This window comes from Arthrobacter hankyongi, from assembly GCF_022012395.1.
In the GTDB taxonomy this organism is placed as follows: Bacteria; Actinomycetota; Actinomycetes; order Actinomycetales; family Micrococcaceae; genus Crystallibacter; species Crystallibacter hankyongi.
This window is the reverse complement of the sequence record NZ_JAKLTQ010000015.1, coordinates 66018-87266: the sequence shown is the minus strand read 5'-3', so window position 1 is coordinate 87266 and position 21249 is coordinate 66018. Positions and strand designations below refer to the sequence as shown.

General features: G+C 69.6%; 18 protein-coding genes. 10 read left to right on the top strand and 8 right to left on the bottom strand.

The window, feature by feature from the left end; translation table 11 throughout:
• Positions 1–55: 55 nt before the first annotated feature.
• The 4 genes from LVY72_RS17320 to LVY72_RS17305 form a co-directional block, all read right to left on the bottom strand.
• Complete coding sequence (locus LVY72_RS17320; protein ID WP_237823236.1) at positions 56–1744, bottom strand: formate--tetrahydrofolate ligase; 1689 nt, start codon at positions 1742–1744, stop codon at positions 56–58.
• Between the two features lie 121 nt (positions 1745–1865).
• Positions 1866–2522 (bottom strand): M15 family metallopeptidase, encoded by a 657-nt coding sequence (locus LVY72_RS17315; protein WP_237823233.1) that lies wholly within the window; start codon positions 2520–2522, stop codon positions 1866–1868.
• A gap of 69 nt (positions 2523–2591) precedes the next feature.
• The gene (locus LVY72_RS17310) at positions 2592–3284 is read right to left on the bottom strand and encodes a histidine phosphatase family protein (protein WP_237823229.1); all 693 of its coding nucleotides are present in this window, start codon (positions 3282–3284) and stop codon (positions 2592–2594) included.
• Between the two features lie 5 nt (positions 3285–3289).
• Positions 3290–4762, bottom strand: coding sequence for a CCA tRNA nucleotidyltransferase (locus tag LVY72_RS17305; RefSeq protein ID WP_237823226.1), 1473 nt, complete (start codon positions 4760–4762; stop codon positions 3290–3292).
• 115 nt (positions 4763–4877) lie between these two features.
• Here LVY72_RS17305 and LVY72_RS17300 point away from each other — a divergent pair, with 115 nt between their 5' ends.
• The 7 genes from LVY72_RS17300 (at position 4878) to LVY72_RS17270 (ending at position 12496) form a co-directional block, all read left to right on the top strand.
• The gene (locus LVY72_RS17300; RefSeq protein WP_237823223.1) at positions 4878–5405 is read left to right on the top strand and encodes an NUDIX hydrolase; all 528 of its coding nucleotides are present in this window, start codon (positions 4878–4880) and stop codon (positions 5403–5405) included.
• Positions 5406–5460: 55 nt separating this feature from the next.
• Entirely contained in the window at positions 5461–7143 is a 1683-nt protein-coding gene (gene murJ / locus LVY72_RS17295) for a murein biosynthesis integral membrane protein MurJ (protein WP_237823221.1), read from the top strand.
• Positions 7144–7270: 127 nt separating this feature from the next.
• The gene (locus LVY72_RS17290; protein WP_237823219.1) at positions 7271–8758 is read left to right on the top strand and encodes a discoidin/SUN/FTP domain-containing protein; all 1488 of its coding nucleotides are present in this window, start codon (positions 7271–7273) and stop codon (positions 8756–8758) included.
• A gap of 177 nt (positions 8759–8935) precedes the next feature.
• Complete coding sequence (trxB, locus tag LVY72_RS17285; protein ID WP_237823217.1) at positions 8936–9919, top strand: thioredoxin-disulfide reductase; 984 nt, start codon at positions 8936–8938, stop codon at positions 9917–9919.
• 27 nt (positions 9920–9946) lie between these two features.
• Positions 9947–10273 (top strand): thioredoxin, encoded by a 327-nt coding sequence (gene trxA / locus LVY72_RS17280; RefSeq protein ID WP_237823215.1) that lies wholly within the window; start codon positions 9947–9949, stop codon positions 10271–10273.
• 5 nt (positions 10274–10278) lie between these two features.
• Positions 10279–11472: an N-acetylmuramoyl-L-alanine amidase gene (locus LVY72_RS17275; RefSeq protein ID WP_237823213.1), complete on the top strand. Its 1194-nt coding sequence runs from the start codon at positions 10279–10281 to the stop codon at positions 11470–11472.
• A gap of 373 nt (positions 11473–11845) precedes the next feature.
• Positions 11846–12496: a uracil-DNA glycosylase gene (locus LVY72_RS17270; RefSeq protein WP_237823211.1), complete on the top strand. Its 651-nt coding sequence runs from the start codon at positions 11846–11848 to the stop codon at positions 12494–12496.
• A gap of 167 nt (positions 12497–12663) precedes the next feature.
• On the opposite strand, the gene LVY72_RS17265 is transcribed toward LVY72_RS17270, so the two are convergent.
• Together LVY72_RS17265 and LVY72_RS17260 are read right to left on the bottom strand one after the other, a co-directional pair.
• Positions 12664–14100, bottom strand: a complete 1437-nt coding sequence (locus LVY72_RS17265; protein WP_237823208.1) for an aldehyde dehydrogenase family protein — start codon at positions 14098–14100, stop codon at positions 12664–12666.
• A gap of 490 nt (positions 14101–14590) precedes the next feature.
• Positions 14591–14965, bottom strand: coding sequence for a DoxX family protein (locus LVY72_RS17260; protein ID WP_237823206.1), 375 nt, complete (start codon positions 14963–14965; stop codon positions 14591–14593).
• A gap of 117 nt (positions 14966–15082) precedes the next feature.
• Between LVY72_RS17260 and LVY72_RS17255 the strand changes: the two genes are divergently transcribed.
• Positions 15083–15589: a MarR family winged helix-turn-helix transcriptional regulator gene (locus LVY72_RS17255; protein ID WP_237823204.1), complete on the top strand. Its 507-nt coding sequence runs from the start codon at positions 15083–15085 to the stop codon at positions 15587–15589.
• A gap of 49 nt (positions 15590–15638) precedes the next feature.
• The gene (locus LVY72_RS17250; RefSeq protein ID WP_237823202.1) at positions 15639–16490 is read left to right on the top strand and encodes an NAD(P)H-binding protein; all 852 of its coding nucleotides are present in this window, start codon (positions 15639–15641) and stop codon (positions 16488–16490) included.
• Positions 16491–16619: 129 nt separating this feature from the next.
• On the opposite strand, the gene LVY72_RS17245 is transcribed toward LVY72_RS17250, so the two are convergent.
• Together LVY72_RS17245 and LVY72_RS17240 are read right to left on the bottom strand one after the other, a co-directional pair.
• A complete protein-coding gene (locus tag LVY72_RS17245; RefSeq protein WP_237823200.1) occupies positions 16620–17738 on the bottom strand; it encodes an aminotransferase class V-fold PLP-dependent enzyme in 1119 nt (372 codons plus the stop codon).
• Positions 17739–17956: 218 nt separating this feature from the next.
• On the bottom strand, positions 17957–18631 hold the full coding sequence (locus LVY72_RS17240; RefSeq protein WP_237823196.1) for a response regulator: 675 nt from the start codon (positions 18629–18631) through the stop codon (positions 17957–17959).
• 37 nt (positions 18632–18668) lie between these two features.
• Here LVY72_RS17240 and LVY72_RS17235 point away from each other — a divergent pair, with 37 nt between their 5' ends.
• Complete coding sequence (locus LVY72_RS17235) at positions 18669–21197, top strand: ATP-binding protein (RefSeq protein ID WP_237823193.1); 2529 nt, start codon at positions 18669–18671, stop codon at positions 21195–21197.
• The last annotated feature ends 52 nt before the right edge of the window (positions 21198–21249 follow it).

The following is a 21249-nucleotide window of genomic DNA, read 5'->3' as shown; positions in this document are numbered from 1 at the left end:
CTGCGAGAGAAGCGTGGCGGGCAAAGTAACCGGACGGGCGGAGCAGGCGGGCCGGTCAGAACAGGCCGGTGATCTGCCCGTCGTCGTCCACGTCCATCCGCATCGCCGCCGGTTCCTTCGGCAGCCCCGGCATGGTCATGACCGCTCCGGTCAGGGCCACGATGAACCCGGCCCCGGTCCTGGGGATCAGTTCGCGCACCCGGATGGTGAAACCGCTCGGTGCGCCCAGCACGGCGGCGTCGTCGGTGAAGGAGTACTGCGTCTTGGCCATGCACACCGGCAGCCGGTTCAGGCCGTTGGCCTCGATCTCCGCCAGCTGCTTCCGGGCCGGAGCGGAGAATTCGACATGGTCCGCCCCGTAGATCTGCTGCGCAATGGTCTCGATCTTCTTTTCCACCGTCAGGTCCAGATCGTACAGCGGGGCAAAGTGCTGCGGCCCTTCGATCACGGCGGCCACCTTGGCGGCCAGCTCGTCGCCGCCGGGCCCTCCCCCGCCGTGGGCCCACACATCCGTCACCGCGGCCTCGATCCCCCGGTCCTGGCACCACGCCAGCACCCAGTCCAGCTCCTGCCGGGTGTCCGTGGCGAACCTGTTCACCGCCACCACCGGGGCCAGGCCGAACTTGGCCGCATTGTGCACGTGCCGCTCCAGGTTCGCCGCCCCCGCCTGCAGGGCAGCCAGGTCCGGTTCGGCGAGGCGGTCCTTGGGCACCCCGCCGTGCATCTTCAGCGCCCGGACAGTGGCGACAATGACGATGGCCGACGGCGCGAAGCCTGCCGACCGAGCCTTGATGTCCATGAATTTTTCCGCGCCCAGGTCGGATCCGAAACCCGCCTCGGTGACCACGATGTCCGCCAGCCGCCGCGCCGTCTGGGTGGCGATCACGGAGTTGCAGCCGTGCGCGATGTTCGCGAACGGCCCGCCGTGCACCAGGGCCGGGGTGCCGGCGATGGTCTGGACCAGGTTCGGCCGGATCGCGTCCTTGAGCAGCATCGTCAGCGCACCCTCGACGCCGAGTTCGCCGACCGTGACGGGCCGGCGGCCGTAGGTGTAGCCGAACGTGATCCGCGCGATCCGCTGCTTCAGGTCCTTCAGGTCCCGGGCCAGGCAGAAGACCGCCATGATCTCGGAGGCAACGGTGATGTCGAAGCCGCTCTCGCGCGGCACGCCCTGCGCGGGTCCGCCCAGGCCGAGCACGATCTGCCGCAGGGCGCGGTCGTTCATGTCGATGACGCGCTTGAACGTGATCCGGCGCGGGTCGATGCCCAGCTCGTTGCCCTGGTAGAGGTGGTTGTCCACCAGCGCCATCAGCGCGTTGTTGGCCGAGGTGATCGCGTGGAAGTCGCCGGTGAAATGCAGGTTGATCTCGTCCATCGGCAGCACCTGGGAGTAGCCGCCGCCGGTGGCACCGCCCTTCATGCCCAGGATCGGGCCCAGGGACGGCTCGCGCAGCGCGATCATGGTGCGGTGCCCGGCCCGGGCCAGCGCGTCGCCCAGGCCGACGGTCACCGTGGACTTGCCCTCCCCCGCCGGGGTCGGGGACATCGCGCTGACCAGGACCACTTTGCCGCGTGGTTCGGACTGTTCCGGGGCCAGCCGGGCCGGATCGATTTTGGCCTTGTAGCGGCCGTAGAAGTCCACCGCTTCCTCGGGGATGCCGGCGGCCCGGGCAATCTCGGCGATCGGCTGCAGCGTGGCACGGCGGGCTATTTCCAGATCTGTCAGGGGTGCTGGCTCAGACATCCTTGTCCTCCTCCGTGGGCTGCTGGCCCGGCCTGGGCGGCGTGCTTCCGGCCGCCTAGGGACAAGCTACCAGCCCCCGGCGGCATTGTGGGCGCTGGATCCGGACACTGTTCCGGCCCGGTCAGTTATAGTCCGGGGCCGGCGGCAGGCCGAAGTACTGCTCCATCGTGGCCGCGGCCTCGATCTCGGCGGCCAGGGCCGCCGTTCCCACGTAGCGCAGGTGCCACGGTTCGTAGGTGTAGCCGGTGATCCCGCCGGATCCTTCCGGATAGCGGATGACGAACCCGTACTCATCGGCATGGTCAGCGGCCCAGCGGCCGGCGGGCGTGCTGGCGAAGCAGGCCGCCAGGGCACAGGCACCGTTGGGGTTGCCGATGTCCACGGCCAGCCCGGTCTGGTGCTCGCTGAAGCCCGGCCGGGCGGACAGGGTATCCGCCGTCGCCTGGCCGTACTGCCGGACATAGTCGTTGTACAGGCTTTCCTGCTGGGCGTAGGATCGGTAGCCGCTGACCAAGGTGACGGTCACGCCGTCGGCCTTGGCGGCCCGGGCCAGCCTCTTGAACGCATCGGCGGCCTCGGAGCGGACCTTGAGGCCGGTCACCCGGACCAGCGACGAAGGAACATAGGTGGCCGGATTCAGCGGGCGCTGCTTGTTGACCACCACCTGCAGGCTCGAGGCCGTGTCGATGTCGTAGTCGGCCGGTGCCGCCACGGCCGCTGCCGGCACGGTCCCGGCAAAGGCCAGCATCGCTGCCAACAGAACGGTGAACCGGTTCATACCTGCCCCCTTCGGTACGGAAATCCGGCTCCGAGGCTACCGGCCGCCGGGGGCGAACACAATGGTTGCTTAGACGTTCCAACCCGTGATCGCCGGCGTACGCTTGTCCCAGCCCAGCGAGCAGACCGCCGCCGTGCCCAGGACGAAATGCCGGCCTTCCACCGGTTCCAGCCGCAGCCAGCGGGCGGCCAGGATGCGCAGGAAATGCCCGTGCGCCACAAGCAGCACGTTGCGCTGCTGCGGCGCGGGCGCCGAGCCGGGTACGGACGGATCCGGCGGGGCGGCGGCCGCGCCCTCCGGGGCCGCCGGGCGCGGGCCGGAGGAACCCTCCAGCACCCTGGCAATGACCCGGTCCGCCCGGCCGGCGACCTGCGCGATGGTCTCGCCGCCGGGGACGCCGTGCGTCCAGATCAGGTAGGACGGGTCCTTCGCCCGGATCGCCGCGCTGCTGATGCCCTCATAATCCCCGTAGTCCCACTCGTGGGCGAACGGAACCACCTCGGCACCGGGAAAGCCGGCCAGCTCGGCGCTCCGCCGGGCCCGGCGAAGCGGGGACGTCAGCACAGTGTCGAAGCTGATACCCGCCAGCTTCCGGCCCGCCGCGACCGCCTGCTGCTCCCCCGCCGGGGTCAGCTCCAGGTCCGTCAGGCCGGTGTACTGGCCGCTGCGGGACCACTCGGTCTCACCGTGGCGCATCAGCCACAGGGTCGGAAAATCGTGCCCGGCCGGCAGGCCGGCGGCCTCCACCGCGGAATCGTCCATGGCCGTCAGCCTTCCCGGTCCGGCTCTGCGGACTGCTGAGACTCGGGCTGTGCCTGCCACCAGTCCAGCAGCTCCGCCTCGGCCGCCGCCTGGTCCAGCGGGCCGTGCTCCAGCCGCTGGTCGAGCAGGAACTTGTAGGCCCGCCCCACCAGCGGTCCGGGCCTGACCCCCAGCAGCGCCATGATCTGCTGCCCGTCCAGGTCCGGCCGCACCGCGTCCAGCTCCTCCTGCTCGCGCAGCGCGGCGATCCGCTCTTCCAGGTCGTCGTAGGCGAAAGCCAGCCGCTCGGCCTTGCGCTTGTTCCGGGTGGTCACGTCGGACCGGGTCAGCCGGTGCAGCCGCTCCAGCAGCGGTCCGGCGTCGGTCACGTATCGGCGCACCGCCGAGTCCGTCCAGCCCGCGTCCCCGTAGCCGTAGAACCGCATGTGCAGCTCCACCAGCCGGGAGACCGCCTTGATCGTGTCGTTGTCGAAGCGCAGCTTCTTCATCCGCTTGGCGGTCAGCTTCGAGCCGACCATGTCATGGTGGCGGAAGCTGACCGCGCCGGAGGGTTCGAACCGGCGCGTGGAGGGCTTGCCGACGTCGTGCATCAGCGCCGCGAACCGCAGGACGAAATCCGGGCCGGGCACCGGCCCGTCGTCGCCGGTCTCCAGGCCGCAGGCCTGCTCCAGCACCGTCAGCGAATGCTGGTAGACGTCCTTGTGCCGGTGGTGTTCGTCGATCTCCAGCCGCAGCGCGGCGACCTCGGGCAGCACATGGTCGGCCAGCCCGGTGTCCACCAGCAGGTCCACGCCGGCGCGCGGATCCTTGCCGTTGACCAGCTTGATGAGTTCGTCCCGTACCCGCTCGGCGGAAATGATCTCGATCCGCCCGGCCATGTCCTCCATGGCCTGGGCCACCTCGTCCGCCACCTCCACCTGCAGCTGGGAGGCGAAGCGCGCCGCGCGCATCATCCGCAGCGGATCATCCGAGAACGACGCCGAGGGCTCGCCTGGCGTGCGCAGCACGCCGGCGTGCAGGTCCCGGATCCCGCCGTACGGGTCCACCAGCTCCAGCGAGGGCAGGCGCAGGGCCATGGCATTCATGGTGAAGTCCCGGCGGAACAGGTCGTCCTCCAGCGAGCGGCCGAAGGCTACCGCCGGCTTGCGGGACTCCGGATCATAGGCCTCCGCCCGGTAGGTGGTCACCTCGATGATGTGCTGGTCCTTGCGCAGGCCGATCGTGCCGAAGTCCCGGCCGATTTCCCAGTAGTGGTCGGCCCACCGTTTGATGACTGCGATGGTCGCATCCGGATCCGCGTCGGTGGTGAAGTCCAGGTCCGGCGACACCCGGCCCAGGAACAGGTCCCGGACCGGCCCGCCCACCAGGGAAAGCTCGTGGCCGGCGTCGACAAAGAGCTGACCCAGTTCGATGACAACGTCCGGAAGTGCTTGCGGGGACAGCTGCGGCTGCGAAGCTGAGTCAAAAAGGTGAACCATAGTCCCTTAAGGGTGCCAGAAAGCCGCGCACGTTGCGGCACCCCGCCGGCACCAAACACTCCGGCGGCACCCGCAACCCGCCTCGGAGCGATTAAATATCGTTAGAGTGGACTGCATGGCATATCCGGTCCCGAGCGCCCCGAAGCGCACCCCGCTGACAGCGTCAGTGGGCAGCGCCGCGCCGTCCGGACACCATGCCCTGCCCACCGTGGAGGAGGTTTCCGCCGGCGGCGTCGTGGTGGATGCCGCCAGCCCGGGCCTGAACGTTGCCATCATCGCCCGCTTCAACCGCGGCGGCCGGCTCGAGTGGTGCCTGCCCAAGGGCCACCCGGAGAACGACGAGACCAACGAGCAGGCAGCGGTCCGGGAGATCGAGGAGGAGACCGGGATCCAGGGCAAGGTGCTGGCCACCCTGGGCAGCATCGACTACTGGTTCACGGTCAGCGGGCACCGGGTGCACAAGACCGTGCACCACTTCCTGCTCACCGCCACCGGCGGGGAACTGACCATCGAGAACGACCCGGACCACGAGGCCGTGGACGTGGCCTGGGTGCCGCTGGCCGAGCTGGGCAAGCGGCTGTCCTTCCCCAACGAACGGCGGATCGTGGATCTGGCCCGCGAAGTGCTGCCGGAATTCCTCTGACCCGGCTCCGCCGGACGGCGCGGATCTGATTCCCCGCGGTTAAATGAGACGATAGATGGCGATGACCGAAACGAAAGCGCCCAGCACCGCCAGGTCCAGCGCCATCATGGCCGCCGGCACCATGGTTTCCCGCGTGCTCGGATTCGTGCGCACCTCGCTGCTCGCCGTCGCCATTGGCGCCAACACGACCATGGGCGACATCTTCGAAAAAGCGAACACCATCCCGAACATCATCTACCTGCTGCTGGCCGGGGGCATTTTCAATGTGGTCCTGGTGCCGCAGATCATCCGGGCCAGCGACAACCGCGACGGCGGATCGGACTTCGTCAGCCGGCTGCTGAGCCTGACCCTGCTGGTGCTCGGCGGCCTCACCCTGGTGGTGGTGGCGCTGGCCGGTCCGATCATCCACCTGCTGACCCGGGAGTGGACCGGGCCGATGCTCGAGCTGGGCACCGTCTTCGCGCTCTGGTGCCTGCCGCAGATCTTCTTCTACGGGTTGTACGCCGTAGTGGGCCAGGTACTGAACGCGCACGGCCGATTCGGCTGGTACATGTGGGCGCCGGTGCTGAACAACGTGGTGGCCATCGCCACGCTGGGGCTGTACATTGCCATGTTCGGCGCCTACACACCCGCCCGCGGCGACCCGTCGCAGTGGACCGGGGCGCAGACCGTGGTGCTGGCTGGCGGCACCACGCTGGGCATCGTGCTGCAGGCGCTGATCCTGCTCTGGCCGTTGAAGCACCTGGGCCTGGGCCTGCGGCCGAAATTCGGCTGGCGCGGCATGGGCTTCGGCCGGACGGGCAAGGTGGCGCTGTGGACCCTGGGCACCATGGTGGTGGGCAATTCCGCCTACCTGCTCTACGGCACCATTGCCTCCAGCGCCACCGCGGGCCGTCTGGCGATGGGTAGCGGCGGGGCGGCTGTACCGGGCGAATATGCGCTCAATACCGCCCAGCTGATCGCCATGCTGCCGCACTCGGTGTTTGTGCTCTCGATCGCCACCGTGCTGTTCAACCAGCTCTCGCGGGCCCAGGCCGCCGACGACCTCGAGGAGGTCCGTTACACGATCAGCTCGGGCCTGCGCACGATCGGCGTGGCCACGGTCTTCGGCGCCGCGGCCCTGGTGGTCCTCGGCGGGCCGCTGGGCCGGCTGTTTGCCGGCTCCGGGGCCTCCGCGGCGGCCTCGGCAGCCACCATGGGCCAGGTGCTCACCATCCTGGCCGCCGGCATGCCGTTCATGAGCATCTACTTCTTCCTGGGCCGGGTCTTCTATGCCGAGGAGGACGCGCGCACGCCGCTGGTCATGCAGTCGATCCTCTCCGGTACCTGCGTGGTCCTGGCCCTGGCCATGGCCCGGCTGGTCCCGGCCACCCAGGTGGTGTACGGGCTGGCCGTGCTCTACGCGGTGTTCCATGTATTCTCCGCGCTGCTGGCCCACCGCTTCACCCGGCGCCGGCTCGGCGACTACGGCGCCGGCGAGGTGGCGGACACCTATATCCGCCTCGGCTACGCGGCACTGGGCTCCGGTGCCGCCGGCGCCGCCGTGCTGTGGCTGCTGGGCGGGTACGACGACGGCGGCTTCGCGATGCGTTCGATCTTCAGCGCGATGGTCTGCATCGCCGTCGTGGGCAGCGTGATGGCCGCGGTCTACCTGCTGCTGCTGCGGGCGATGCGGGTGCGTGAACTGGAGGACCTGCTGGGCCCGATCATGCGGCGGCTGCCCGGGCGCAAGGCCTAGCCATATGCGCCCGGAAGGTTGGTGGGCGGCCTGCCAGCGACGCCGTTTCGTCATCGCCAGCCGGTAGCATGTAAACAAAATACCTAATGGGACGCGCCGCGCCCCGAAATCCCTCCGGGAGGAACTTGTGCCGCAGCCAGTCGATGTGGGGACGTTGCTGGGGGGCCGCTACAAGGTAACGGCCCACATACTCGCGTCCGCCGAACAAGACCTCGTGCTGGACGGCGTGGACCAGGTCCTCAACCGCCCGGTCAGTATCCTGGTGGCCTCCCCGGACAACGCCAGCCAGGTGGCCATGAGCGCCCGCGAAATCGCCACCGGGGAACGCGAGGGCAATGTCCAGGTCCTGGACCTGGGCAACGCCGAGGGCCATACCTACCTGGTCACCAACCAGGCCGAAGCCGCGGACCTGCTGGACCTGGTCATCCAGCAGGACGCCCCCTACGTGGAGCCGTTCTTCACCGAAACCCTGGGCTCGGAGATTTTCGGCCAGGCCCGGTCCACCGAGCCGCAGTACAACGAGGACGACGAGGAATGGGAAGCGGAGGCGTACGAGCACGCGTCCCGGCCCACCCTGCGCGAACGCCTGGGCCACATCGACCTGCCCCGCTTCGGTCGCGGCCAGCGTGCGGACGCCGCCGGACCGCAGACCGGCCCCCATGAGGCCGTCCCGGCCGCGGACACCGGAAACTACAGCGCCGTCCCCGCGCCGCCGCCGGCGGCGCCCCCCGCCGCCCGGCCGGTGATCCCGGCCCCTCCGGCCACCCGGCCGAAGGTGTCCCTGTGGACGGAAAGCCAGCCGGAAACCGGCGGGATCCAGATCGTGGCCAGGCCCGCGCCCAGCGACACCGGCGAGTACGTGCGCCGGGCCGCCACGTTCCCCGCCGCTGCCCGGGCAGCCCAGGAGGAATCCGACGGTTACGAGTACGACGACGGTTACGAGCGGGATGAGGAAAACAATCCCCGCTCGCCCCGGCTCCTGGTCGGCGGTGTGCTTGCGCTGCTGGTCATCGTGGCGATCGTCGTCGCCGTCAGCCAGCTCAACGTCTTCCGCGGCGCACCGGCCGCCGACGGCGGCAGCGCCCCTGCCGCGAGCCAGTCGGCCGCCGCCACGCCGGACGGCAGCAAGACGGACGCGGCCGAGGCCGTGGTCAAGCCCGAGATTGCGGGCCTAACCCGCCAGGTGCCGGACATGCCCGAACTGGACCAGGAGAACGACGGCTCCCTGCCCAAGGCGATCGACGGCAACCCGGCGACCTACTGGGCCAGCTACCAGTACGCCAGCGACACGTTCGGCGGGTACGCCTCGAACCTCGCCCTGGTGGTCGAGCTGAAGGAATCCTCGGATATCAATTCCATCCGGATGACCCAGCTCAGCGGCCGCGGCGGCCAGTTCTCCGTCATGCTCAATGAAGAACCGAGCCTGGACGGCGCCAAGCAGGTGGCCCGGGGCAGCTTCACCACGCAGAACACCACCATTCCGGTACCCGAGGAGGACGGCGCGGCCCCGAAGGCCAAGTACGTCATCATCAATTTCACCCAGCTGCCGCAGTTGTCCAACCCGGGCAGCGCCCCGCCGTACGGCGTCCGGATGGCCGAAATCCAGGTCTCCTAGCAGCGGCCCGTCGGGCGTCACAGGGCGACGCCCCGCTACGCCCGGCGCGGGGCGCCGGAATAAGCTGGTGGGGCAACCCGTTGTGACTGGAGGCTGCTGCACGGCGCGGATTGCCGCCGGGGCAGTCCCGCCAGTACTGCGGGCAGTACAACACAAACAGGAAGAGGTTCACAGGCTGTGACCACAGAAACATCCGCGTCCGTGCGCGACGTGATCATTGTCGGATCCGGTCCTGCCGGGTACACCGCTGCCGTCTACACGGCGCGCGCCAACCTGAAGCCGCTGCTGATCGCCAGCTCCGTGCAGGCCGGCGGCGAACTGATGAATACCACGGATGTGGAGAACTACCCGGGCTTCCCGCAGGGCATCCTGGGACCCGAGCTGATGGAGCAGTTCCAGAAGCAGGCCGAGCGCTTCGGTACCGAGATCCTGTTCGAGGACGTCACCTCCGTGGAACTGGAGGGGGACGTCAAGAAGGTCACCATCGGCACCGGGGAGACGTTCCTGGCCCGCGCCGTCATCATCTCCACCGGTTCCGCCTACCGCGAACTGGGCCTGGAGGACGAGAAGCGCCTGTCCGGCCACGGCGTGAGCTGGTGCGCCACCTGCGACGGCTTCTTCTTCCGCGACCAGGACATCGCCGTCATCGGCGGCGGGGACTCGGCCATGGAGGAGGCCCTCTTCCTGACCAAGTTCGCCCGGTCCGTCACGGTGGTGCACCGCCGCGACAGCCTGCGCGCCTCCAAGATCATGCAGGACCGGGCGCTGGCCAACGAGAAGATCCGCTTCGCCTGGAACGCCGAGGTAGCCGGCATCAGCGGCACGGACAAGGTCTCCGCGCTGACGCTGCGCAACACCGTGGACGGCACCGAATCCGAACTGGCCGTCACCGGCGTCTTCGTGGCCATCGGCAACGACCCGCGCGTGGACCTGGTCAAGGGCCAACTGGAGCTGACCCCCGAAGGCACCATCGCCGTCGAAGGCCGCTCCTCCAGGACTTCGCTGCCGGGCGTCTTCGCCGCCGGCGACGTGGTGGACCCGACCTACCGCCAGGCCATTACCGCCTCGGGCTCTGGCTGTGTCGCCGCCATCGACGTCGAGCACTACCTGGCCGGCCTGGGCGATGCAGCCGTTCCGGCGGCCGCAGCGGCCTCCGTCTAACTCCCTCCTTCCGAAAGAGAGCACATCATGAGCACTGCCAAAGAAGTAACCGACGCCAGCTTCGAAGCGGACGTCCTGAAGTCGGACAAGCCCGTCATCGTGGATTTCTGGGCCGAATGGTGCGGCCCGTGCCGCATGCTCACCCCGATCCTGGACGACATCGCAGCCGAGCACGCCGGCAAGGTCGACGTGGTCAAGCTCAACGTCGATGACAACCCGGCAACCGCCGCCAAGTACGGCATCACGTCCATTCCGGCCGTGTATGTCTTCAACAACGGCGAGGTGGCCGCCACCTCGATCGGCGCCAAGCCGAAGCAGGTCATCGAGCGGGAGTTCGCCGAATTCCTCGGCTGAGCACCATGCATACGGACGACACGGCAGGGGGCAGCCTGCACCGTTCGGATTACGGCCGGCGCGTGGTGGCCTTGCGCGAAAGGCTGCTGCGCGCCGGCGTCACCATGGCATACCTGGCACCGGACCAGGTCAATGACCCGGAGCGGTTCGACGACCACGTGGATGCCGCCGTGCGCACCTTCCAGCAGTCCCGCGGGCTGATGGTGGACGGCGCCGTGGGGCCCGAGACAGAACGGGCCCTGGCCGAGGCCCAGTACACGCTCGGCGACAGGGTCCTGTCCCAGCCTGCCGAAGGATCCGAACCGCTGCGCGGGGACGATGTGACCGAGCTGCAGCGCCAGCTGTCCTACCTCGGCTTCTACTACGGCCATATCGACGGCGACTTCGGCCAGCGCACCCACCTGGCGGTCCGCGAGCTGCAGCTGAACCTGGGCCTGGAGGTGACCGGGGTCTGCGACGCTGCCCTGATCGATGCCATGGCGCGGGTCAGCCGCTCCATCAGCTCCAGCCAGGCCTTCTCGCTGCGCGACTACGAGCGGCTGAGCCAAGCCACCTCCGCGCTGGCTGGCCGGACCATCTGCCTGGCCGCAGGCGGCGGCACCGGCCGGGCCGCAACGGTGCCGGACCAAGCCGGCGGCGGAGCGCTGACCGAGCGGCTGGTCGCCGCGGACGTGATGCGGCGGATCCAGACGATCCTGGGCGGCCTCGGCGCCGACGTGAAGATCATCGAGTCGGCCGAAGAAACCCCGCCGGGCGACCGGATCCGGCTGATCCGGGAGTCCAGCGCCAGCCTGTGTGTGTCCATCCACTGTGACTGGCTGGAGCAGCCGGCCGCCAGCGGCGTCACCGCCTTCTACTGGGGACGCCCGGAGACCGGGGAGATCCGCTCCCCCATCGGCCACCGCGCCGCGGAACTGATCCTGAAGGAAATCACCGCCCGGACCGGCGCACCCAACCTCGGGGTGCACGGCCGCGGCTGGGACGTGCTGCGCCTGACGAACATTCCCTCGGTGCATCTGGACCTGGGCTACCTGAGCAATGCCGCCGACGCACAGCTGCTGGCGGACCCGATCATCCGGCAGATCATGGCCGATGCGGTGGTGATTGCCATCCAGCGGCTCTACCTGCTCGAGGAGGAAGACGAGCCGACGGGCACCCTGGCACTGGAGGATGTGCTCAGGTTCAACCCGGAGCGATAGGGCGGGTCAGGATGCCGGGCGCCCCGCTTGGTCCCGGATGATGTCCAGCAGGGCGATGGCGTCGGTGACCGTGGTGCGGGGGTTGACCACGCGCGCCGCGGCGCCGTCGACGGTGGTGGCGCGATGAATGCCTCGCCGCCGGCCTGGAGGCCGGCGGCGAGGCGCCGGTTGTGCTCGTCCAGGCCGCTGCCGGAGGTCCTGGACGGCCTCGATATCCCTGCGAACCGGGCCGCGGTAGCCGTCCGGGCCGAGGTGGCGTAGGCGCCGAACACACCCCTGCGGTTCCATCGAGCCGGTCGGCCAGACCCGCCATGGCAGCGGGCCGCACTGCCACATTCAGGAAGAGGACCTGCACCGACCGGGGAGGAGATCCATGGGCACACAGTCCATCGAGGCATTCTTGGCGGGGGTTGCCGGTACCAAGCCCGGACCGGACAGCGACAATTTCCTGCACGGTAGCAGCCCCGGGAACTTGGGGCGCCGACGTAATTTGGAACTGTACCTGCAGGAGATGCTGGAGCGGCGGCCCAAGGTGCTGCTCCTGGGCGAGGCGCCGGGCTATCGGGGCATGACGGTCACCGGCGTCCCGTTTACCAACCCGGCCATGCTGCACGGCCGGAGCAACCATTTTGGGCTGTTCGGGTCCGGAAAGGGCTATGCCCTGCCCGCCGATGCTCCTGCGCTGGCGGCGGAACCGACCGCTACCGTCATGTGGCAGGTGCTGGCGGAACTGGATTTCCTGCCCCTGCTCTGGAGCGCCTATCCGCTGCACCCCCACCTGCCGGGCCGGCCCCTGTCCAACCGCACCCCAACCGCCGCCGAAATCGCCACCGGTAAACCAATCTGGCTGGCCCTGGCGGAACTGTTCGGCGTGGAGTCCGTGGTCGCTGTCGGAAACGTGGCCGACCGCAGCGTTCGGGCGAGCGGCCGGACCGCCCCCAAGGTGCGGCACCCCGCGCACGGCGGCAAAGCCAGGTTCCGGCTGGGCCTGCAGGAACTGCTGGCCGCGGGGATCGATGATTAGCCTCGGCATGGTCCCGTCCGTACCGGGACACGCCGCGGCAGGCACTGCGGGCTGGATAACTGCCGGCCAGGTGCCGCCGTCGTTCCACGTGAAACGGCCGACCGGCAGATACGCGGCGGCCCCGGCCACCGCGAGGGTGGCCGGGGCCGCTTGGCGCTGCCGGTGGATCAGCCGTTGATGATCTGCGGCTGGGCGAGGTGCTTCAGGCCTTCGGCGCCGAATTCCAGGCCGTAGCCGGACTGCTTGGCTCCGCCGAAGGGGACGCGCGGGTCGACGGCCCCGTGCTTGTTGATCCAGACCGTGCCGGCCTCGATCCGGGCGGCGACCTCGCGGGCGGCGGCCGGGTCGGCGGACCAGACGGAGGCGCCCAGGCCCACCTCCAGGGCATTGGCCATCTCAACGGCCTCATCGATGGTGGAGTACTTGATGATCGGCAGGGCCGGGCCGAACTGCTCCTGGGCCACCAGCGGGTTGTCGTTGTCGATGTCGGCGACCAGGGTGGCCGGGTAGAAGTAGCCGGGCTGGTTCTCCTCCGGGTTCCCGCCGGTGAGCACCCTCGCGCCGGCATCCTTTGCGGCCTGGACCAGGTTGGCGACGATGTCGAACTGGGCCTTGTTCTGCAGCGGGCCGAGCACGTTGTTCTCGTTCAGGCCCACACCCATCGGCATCTGCTGCGCGACCGCGGTCAGGGCCTCGCAAACCTCGGCGTAGATGTCCTCGTGCACGTACAGGCGCTTGAGCGCGGCGCAGGTCTGCCCGGTGTTGATGAAGGCGCCCCAGAACAGGCCCTCGGCGATCGCCGCCGGGTCCGCATCGGGCAGCACGATCCCGGCGTCGTTGCCGCCGAGTTCCAGCGTCAGCCGCTTCACAGTGTCGGCCGAGGAACGAATGATCGCCTTGCCGGTGGCGGTGGACCCGGTGAACATCACCTTGGCGATCTCCGGATGGGAAGCCAGGCGCTCGCCCACCTCGCGGCCGCCGGGCACCACCGACAGCACATCCACAGGGAACACCGAGTTGAGCACCTCGGCCAGGGCCAGCACGGACAGCGGGGTGTACTCGGAGGGCTTCATGACCACGGTGTTGCCCATCCGCAGGGCCGGGGCCAGCTGCCAGATGGAAATCATCATCGGCCAGTTCCACGGGCCGATGGCGCCAACCACGCCGAGCGGGCGGTAGAACAGCTGGGCGTGCGTGCCCTCCTCGTCCACCAGGGTCTCCGGCTCCAGCTCGAACGAGGCCGTGGCCCGCAGCCAGGCGGCGCAGGCGCCGACCTCGAAGCGGGCGTTCGGGCCGTTGAGCGGCTTGCCCTGCTCGCGCGAGAGCAGCTCGGCCAGGGCCTCGGCGCTGGCCTCGACCGCGTCCGCGGCGCGGTTGAGGAGCTCCCGGCGCTCTGCGTCGCCGCGGGCGGCCCACCCCGGCTGCGCGGCGCGGGCGGCGGCGACGGCGGCGTCCAGTTCGGCCACCCCGGGCTCGGCGACCCGGCCAACGAGCTCGCCGGTGGCCGGATCCTTGATCTGGCGGCCGCCCGCGGCCGGCTGGATCACGGCCAGCAGGTCCGCGGCGCTGGCGAACGTGTCCTGAATGGTGGATTCGGCGGTCATGGTTCCACTCCTTGGAGGTCGGCAATGGCGGTACTGCCACTACTGTGCCCCGGGCCGCCCGCCGGGGTCTTGGCTTTGCGCGCCATGGCGTTGACGCTGGGTGCACAACCAGTTTCGCAAGGCCCGTCCGCGGCCTGTCGAGGAGCCAGGCCAGTCAGCTAATCGAGCAGCTGCGCAGAAGTTGGCATGGCCTGTCCCGAACGGGGCTTGCCGGGACAGGCCATGCACCCCCTGGGGGAGGGTGGGCACGGCGGCCCGCGGTGCGACCCGCGGCCGGTGCCATGACTAGACCGTATGCCAGCCAGCTTGGGAAAAGCCGGGGGATGGCCCGGACCGCCCGGCCCCGCACCAGCCCGAGCCACCAACACCACACAACTTGGGCGGGATAGTTGCAGTTATCAGGCCTGATAACTGCAACTATCCCGCCCAAGTTGCTCTGGGCCTGGCCCTTCCCCGGCTCGGCGTAGCCGGTGGCCCCGGTGACAGGAGGCTAGAAGGCCCAGGCGCCGAAGCGGCCCACGGCGACGAAGGCGGCCAGCACGGCCAGCACGATGTTGATGCCGATCATCTGCTTCTCACCGCGCTTGGCGTGGGTGATGGCGGCGCCGATCATGACGACGGCGAGGCCGGTGGCCGCGAGCGGCACCAGCACGGGCGCGGTGCCGGTAATGGCCGGCAGGACCAGCCCGAGGGCGCCGAGGACTTCGGCGGCGCCGACGGCTTTGACCGAGCCGGCGTTGGCATCGCCGGCCCAGGCCATGCCGGAGGCTGCAAGCTTCTGCTGGGGTTGGGCAAGCTTCATCAGGCCGGCCGCAAGGAAGGCCAGGGCCAGGATTCCGGCCACAATCCACAGGACGATGTTCATCTTCAGGGTTCCTTCGGGGTGGGTGCGAGTGATTCTCCATGGCGGAGATTTTGTTGCGTGCTCAAATCATGCAGCTGCAACTATTGATGTGTCAACAGTATGTCGTAGGATGGTTACATGAGTGAACCCCGGTGGCTGGACGGACAAGAACGCGAGGCATGGCTTTCGCTCGCTGCGTTGATGTTTGTCCTCCCCGCGGCCCTGGATTCGCAGCTGCAGCGCGACGAAGACCTGAGCATGGCTGACTACATGGTGCTGGCCATGTTGTCCGAGACCGGCGACCGGCAGATGCGCATGAGTGACCTTGCCGCGCTGGCCAGCACCTCGCAATCGCGCCTGTCGCGCATCGTGTCCCGGCTGGAACAGAAGGGCTTCGTCAGCCGGACGATGGCAGCTGAGGACCGCCGTGCCGTCGTCGCCCACCTGACCGACCACGGGATGGCCAAGGTGGAGCAAGCCGCGCCGGGCCATGTCGAGGCCGTCCGCTCCATGGTGTTCGACCGGCTCACGGACGAGCAGGTCGGTCAGCTGGCCGAGATCGGCCGGGCGCTGCTGACAGACGCCTGCACACCGCACCGCGCCCTGCCCGCCGACGGGCACCCTCAGGGCACTGCATGCCCCTGAACCTGCACCGGCCGCACCGGCCGAAGCGTTCAATCACCAAGGAGCACACATGTCCATCGTTGTCACCGGGGCCACCGGCCAGTTCGGACGCCTCGTCGTCAAGGATCTACTCAAACGCGGGGTCGAATCCACGGAAATCACGGCCACGGGCCGCGCCGTCGAACGCCTGCGGGACCTCGCCGACCGGGGCGTGCGCACCGCCGCCTTCGACTTCGGCGCCCCGGCGGACGGTGTGATCCGGCAGGGCGACGTGGTGCTGCTGGTCTCCGGCAGCGAGGTCGGCCAGCGGATCGGGCAGCACCGCAACGTCGTTGAAGCCGCCGCCCGGGCCGGTGCGGCCCGCATCGTGTACACTAGCGCCCCCTCGGCGGACGAGACCACCCTGATCCTCGCCCCCGAGCACGCCGCCACCGAGGCCATCATCCGCGGCAGCGGGCTGCCCTTCACGTTCCTGCGCAACGGCTGGTACTCGGAGAATTACCGGCCGGCGTTCGACCAGGCGAAGGCGGCCGGGACGATCCTCGGCAGCGCCCACGGCGGCAGGATTTCCAGCGCACCGCGCGCCGACTTCGCCGCGGCCGCCGGCGTGGTGCTGACGGAGGAGGGACACAAAAACGCCGTGTACGAGCTCGGCGGGGACGCGGCGTGGACGATGGCCGACCTCGCAGGAATGATCGGCGACGCCCTCGGGCGCGCAGTCACCTACCAGGACGTCAGCGCGGACGAGCACCGCCGGGCACTGCAGCAGGCCGGGCTCGACGAAATGACCATCGGGTTCCTGGTCGGTCTGGACCAGAACACCGCAGAGAACACGCTGCTCATCGAAACCGGCGACCTGTCCCGGCTGATCGGCCGGCCCACCACCCCGATGCGGGAAACGGTCCAGAGTTGGGTTAGCTGACGCTTCGGGGCGCTTCAGGCAGCCGCCGGCAAACCGATGCAGGAGGCCGGCCGGCGGAGGAGCCCGTCATCCCCGGCAGGGCTCCCGCCCGGTCTCCTCCACAGCCACGTTCCGGCCGGCCCCGGCCGCTCACGCGCCGCCAATCAGCTCGGCCACCCGATCGAGTTCATCCTCCAAATTGTAGAAGTGTACCGCCAGTCGGATCCGGCCCGTACGGACCGACGTCACCACGTTGGCTTGGCGGAACCGCGCCATGACCGCCTCGGTATCGGTCACCGGAACGGAGACGATGGTAGAGCGGTGCTGGTCAGGGAAGGGATGGAAGGCAGAGCCCTGTGCAGCCAGCGCGTCCTGCAGGCGCCGGGCGAGCAGGGCGTTGCGCTCGAGCAGTGCGGTGATCCCGAACCGGCCGAAGATGCGGAGCGCCGCTTGCTCGGCCAGGGCGGGAAACCATGCCAATGAGGCATCGAGCTTCGACGCTGTGGGCGACAGGTCCATTGCCGGTCCGTAAAAGCTCTCGGCCGGCTTTCGGGCGGCCTTCCAGCCGGGCACGATGGGTTGGAGCCGGTCAAGCAGCTCACGGCGGACATAGAGGTATCCCATGCCCCTCGAGCCGAGCAGGAACTTGTGGCTGGCCGCGGCCAGGAAATCGACGCCGTCGCGGACCACGTCGAGCGGCACCGCGCCGGCCGCCTGGCATGCATCAACAAAGAACCAGGCGCCGGAGCGGGCAGCGACCCGGCTGAGCGCGGCCAGGTCGACCCGATAGCCGTTGGACGAATGCACGGCGCTCACGGCGATCAAGCGGGTGCCGCCGTCGGCGTGTCGGCCGAACTCCTCGGCCGACACGCCGTCACCGCCCGGTGCCACGGCGCGGATCTCGTAGCCGCGCTCCCGGAGCAGGAGCCAGGGATAGTAGTTGGAGGCGAATTCGTTCTCGGCGACCACGATGTTCTCGCCGTGCTTCGCGGGCGGCAGGTTGGCGGCCACAATCCCCGCGGCCGTGCTCACGGCCGGAACGATGGCGATCTCCCCGGCCGTGGCGCCGACGATCTCGGCGAACATGGCGCGGGCCTCCTCCCCGGCCCGCTCGGCTTCCATCCAGTCGAACCGGCCCGCGGACCAGCGCTCGACCGCCAACTCGTAGGCCGCCCTGGCGGGGGCGCAGCCGACGTTTATGGTGGCGGTGTTGAGGTAAACGGTGTCCTTGAGTCCGGGGAAGAGCTGGCGGACATCGGCGACATGCATGGCGGGGACCGCCGTTCAGACAGGTTGACGTCCACGCCTCGAGTGCGGCCGCGGTGTCGACTACCGGTAGGGACGCACCCATCGTAGTGCGCCGGCGTGGACCCGGCCAGGGTGGGTGGCCCGTACAGGCCGGACGCTCCGGGCGGACGGCCGGTGGGACCAGCTACATGAACCGCGCGCGTTCCACGTGGAACCGGCCACTCCCCCGGCGGACCGGCTCACGGCTCGAACCGGTAGCCCATGCCCGGTTCGGTCAGGATGTAGCGCGGATTGGCCGGATCGGGTTCGAGCTTGCGGCGCAGCTGGGCGATGTAGACGCGCAGGTACTGGGTTTCGGTCCCGTAGGCCGGTCCCCAGACCTCGTGCAGCAGCCGGGTCTGCCCCACCAGCGTCCCGGCATTGAGGACCAGGCTCTCGAGCAGCTTCCATTCGGTCGGGGTGAGGCGGACCGGTTTCCCGTCGCGCTGCACCTTCTTGGCCGCCACGTCGATGGTGAAATCCGCCGTCTCCAGCACCGGCGTCCCGGCGCCGGGGTGGCCCCGGCGCACGGCCGCGCGCAGCCGTGCCAACAGCTCGGGCAGCCCGAATGGTTTGGTGACGTAGTCGTCGGCCCCGCAGTCGAGGGCCTCGACCTTGTCGGCAGAGCCGTGCCGGGCCGAGAGCACGATGATCGGGACGTCGGTCCAGCCCCGCAGGCCCCGGATCACGTCGATCCCGTCCATATCCGGCAGGCCCAGGTCCAGCACCACCGCGTCCAGCTGGTGCCGGGCCGCGGCCTGCAGGGCGTCGGTGCCGGTGCCGGCGGTGACGACGTCGAACCCGTGGGCCGTGAGGTTGATCTGCAGCGCGCGCAGGAACTGCGCCTCGTCGTCGACGACAAGCAGTGCGGTCATGACGTCCTCCCACCTGTTTTCACACAACAATAGGAACATGCAACGCGGAAAACTGCGCATCTACCTGGGGGCCGCCCCGGGGGCCGGAACAACCTACGCCATGCTCGAGGAAGCCCACCAGCTCAGGGAGCAGGGCCGGGACGCCGCCATCGGCCTGGCCGAGGACCACGGACGCGCCGAAACCGCCGCGCTGAAGGCGGGCCTGGACAGCGTGCCGCCGCGGACGGTGGAGCACCGTGGGGCCGTGGCCGAGGAACTGGACGTGGACGCGCTGATTGCCCGGGCACCCGAGGTCGCGCTGGTCGACGGCTACGCCCGCAGCAACCTGCCCGGCAGCCGCCACGGCAAACGGTGGCAGGACATCGAGGACCTGCTCGACGCCGGCATCGACGTCATCTCCACCATCGACATCCGGCATCTGGGCTCGCTCTCCGACGCGGTCGCGACGATCACCGGCCGGTACGAGGACGAAACCATCCCCGACGACATCGTCCGGCGGGCCGACCAGATCGAACTGGTCGACATCGCGCCCGAAATGCTCCGGCTGCGCCTGTCCCTGGGCAAGGTCTACCCCGCGGAACAGGCCGACGCGGCCCTGTCCGACTACTTCCGGCTGGGCAACCTCACCGCGTTGCGGGAACTGGCGCTGCTCTGGCTCGCGGACCGGGTCGAAGAAGGCCTGGAAGCCTACCGGGCGCAGCAGGGCATCAGCGACACCTGGCCGGCCCGGGAACGCCTGGTCGTGGGCCTCAGCGGCGGGTCCGAAGGCCGGGTGCTGCTGCGCCGGGCCGCCCGCATCCTCTCCCGCGTCACCGGCGGCGAACTGCATGCGGTCCACGTCAGCACCGCCAACGGGCTGGCCGCCGGCTCCCCGCGCGAGCTGGAACAGCAGCGCCAGCTCACCAAGGAACTCGGCGGCACCTACCATGCCGTCACCGGCGAGGATCCTGCCGAGACGCTGCTGGAGTTCGCCCGCGGCATCAACGCCACACAGATCGTCGTCGGCATCTCGCGCCGCACCGCCGTGGCGCGGTTCTTCGGCGGACGCGGCATCGGCGCCCGGGTCGTCCAGGAGTCCGGGGACATCGACGTCCACATGGTCTCGCATGCCCACGGCGGCCAGGGCACCGGACTCAAACCGCCCAAGGACCTGGGCCTGACCCGGATCCGGGTCGGGCTCGCCATGGCCCTGCTCCTGCCGCCGCTGCTGCAGCTCATCCTCGCGGCCATCCCCAACGAAAACTTCGCCACGGACATGCTGATCCAGCTGTGCGGGACCATTGCCGTTGCGCTGCTGGGAGGCCTGTGGCCGGCCCTCGCGGCCGCGGCACTGGCCAGCATGACCGTCACCTTCTTCGCGGTCCCCCCGACCGGCACGCTGGCCATCGGCAAGCCGGAGAATGTCCTGACCCTGTTCCTGTTCCTGGCCGTCGCCGCCGTCGTCTCGCTCGTGGTCGGCTATTCCGCCCGCCTGGCCAAGGAAGCCGGCCGGGTCCGCGCCGAGGCGGCCATCCTCGACGAGGTCAGCCGCGGCGTCCTCGCCGCCGAAGACTCGGTGGCCGGTTTCCTGGACCAGGTCCGCGAGCTCTTCCGGGTCGACGGCGCGGCCCTCTATGTCCGCGGGCCGGATGGCCGCGGCGACTGGGAGCTGGCCGCCAAGAGCGGCACCGCCGCGGCCGATCCGGCCGATGCCGGCACCCTGGAGCCGGTCGATGAAGACCATCTGCTCGCGCTGAACGGACGGGCCCTGAGCCAGCGCGAGCGCCAGCTGCTGTCCGCCGTCACCTCGCACCTGCTGGCCATCCAGCAGCACGAGCAGCTCACCGCCAGCCGCCGCGACAACCTGCGCCTGGCCGAAGGAAACAAGATGCGCACCTCGGTGCTGCGCGCGGTCTCGCATGACCTGCGCACCCCGCTGGCCGGGATCAAACTCGCCGTCTCCAGCCTGCGGCAGGACACCGTCAGGCTCCCGCCCGAGGATGAACAGGAACTGCTCGCCACCATCGAGTCCTACGCGGACCGGCTCGACTCGCTGGTGGGCAACCTGCTGGACATGTCCCGGATCACCGCCGAGTCCGTCCAGCCGCTGCTGCACCCGCTGAGCTGGCGGGAGGCCGTCGAGGCAGCGCTGACTTCCCTGCCGCCGGGCCGCATCCGGGTGGAACTGCCGCCGAATATGCCGCCGGTGGACGCGGACGCCGGGCTGCTGGAACGGGTGATCGCGAACGTTGTCGAGAACGCGCTCAAGTACGCCCCCGGCTCGGACATCGTCATCGTCGGCAGTGTCGGCGGCGTGGGCACGGCCACCGTGGACGGGCGCCCGGCCAGTGAGCTGCGGATCATCGACCACGGGCAGGGGGTTCCCTCGGCCGACGTCGTGGATATGTTCCGTCCCTTCCAGCGCCTGGACGATGTCTCTTCCGGCACCGGCGTCGGCCTGGGCCTGGCCGTCGCCAAAGGCTTTACCGAAACCATGGGCGGCCGGCTGCTGGCCGAGCAGACCCCCGGCGGCGGGCTGACCATGGTCGTCCGGCTCCCGCTCTCCACCGGTGACCCGGCGGAATGACAGGCCGGACACGGACATAAAGAATGCGTTAAAAATTCCACCTCCGTACCGT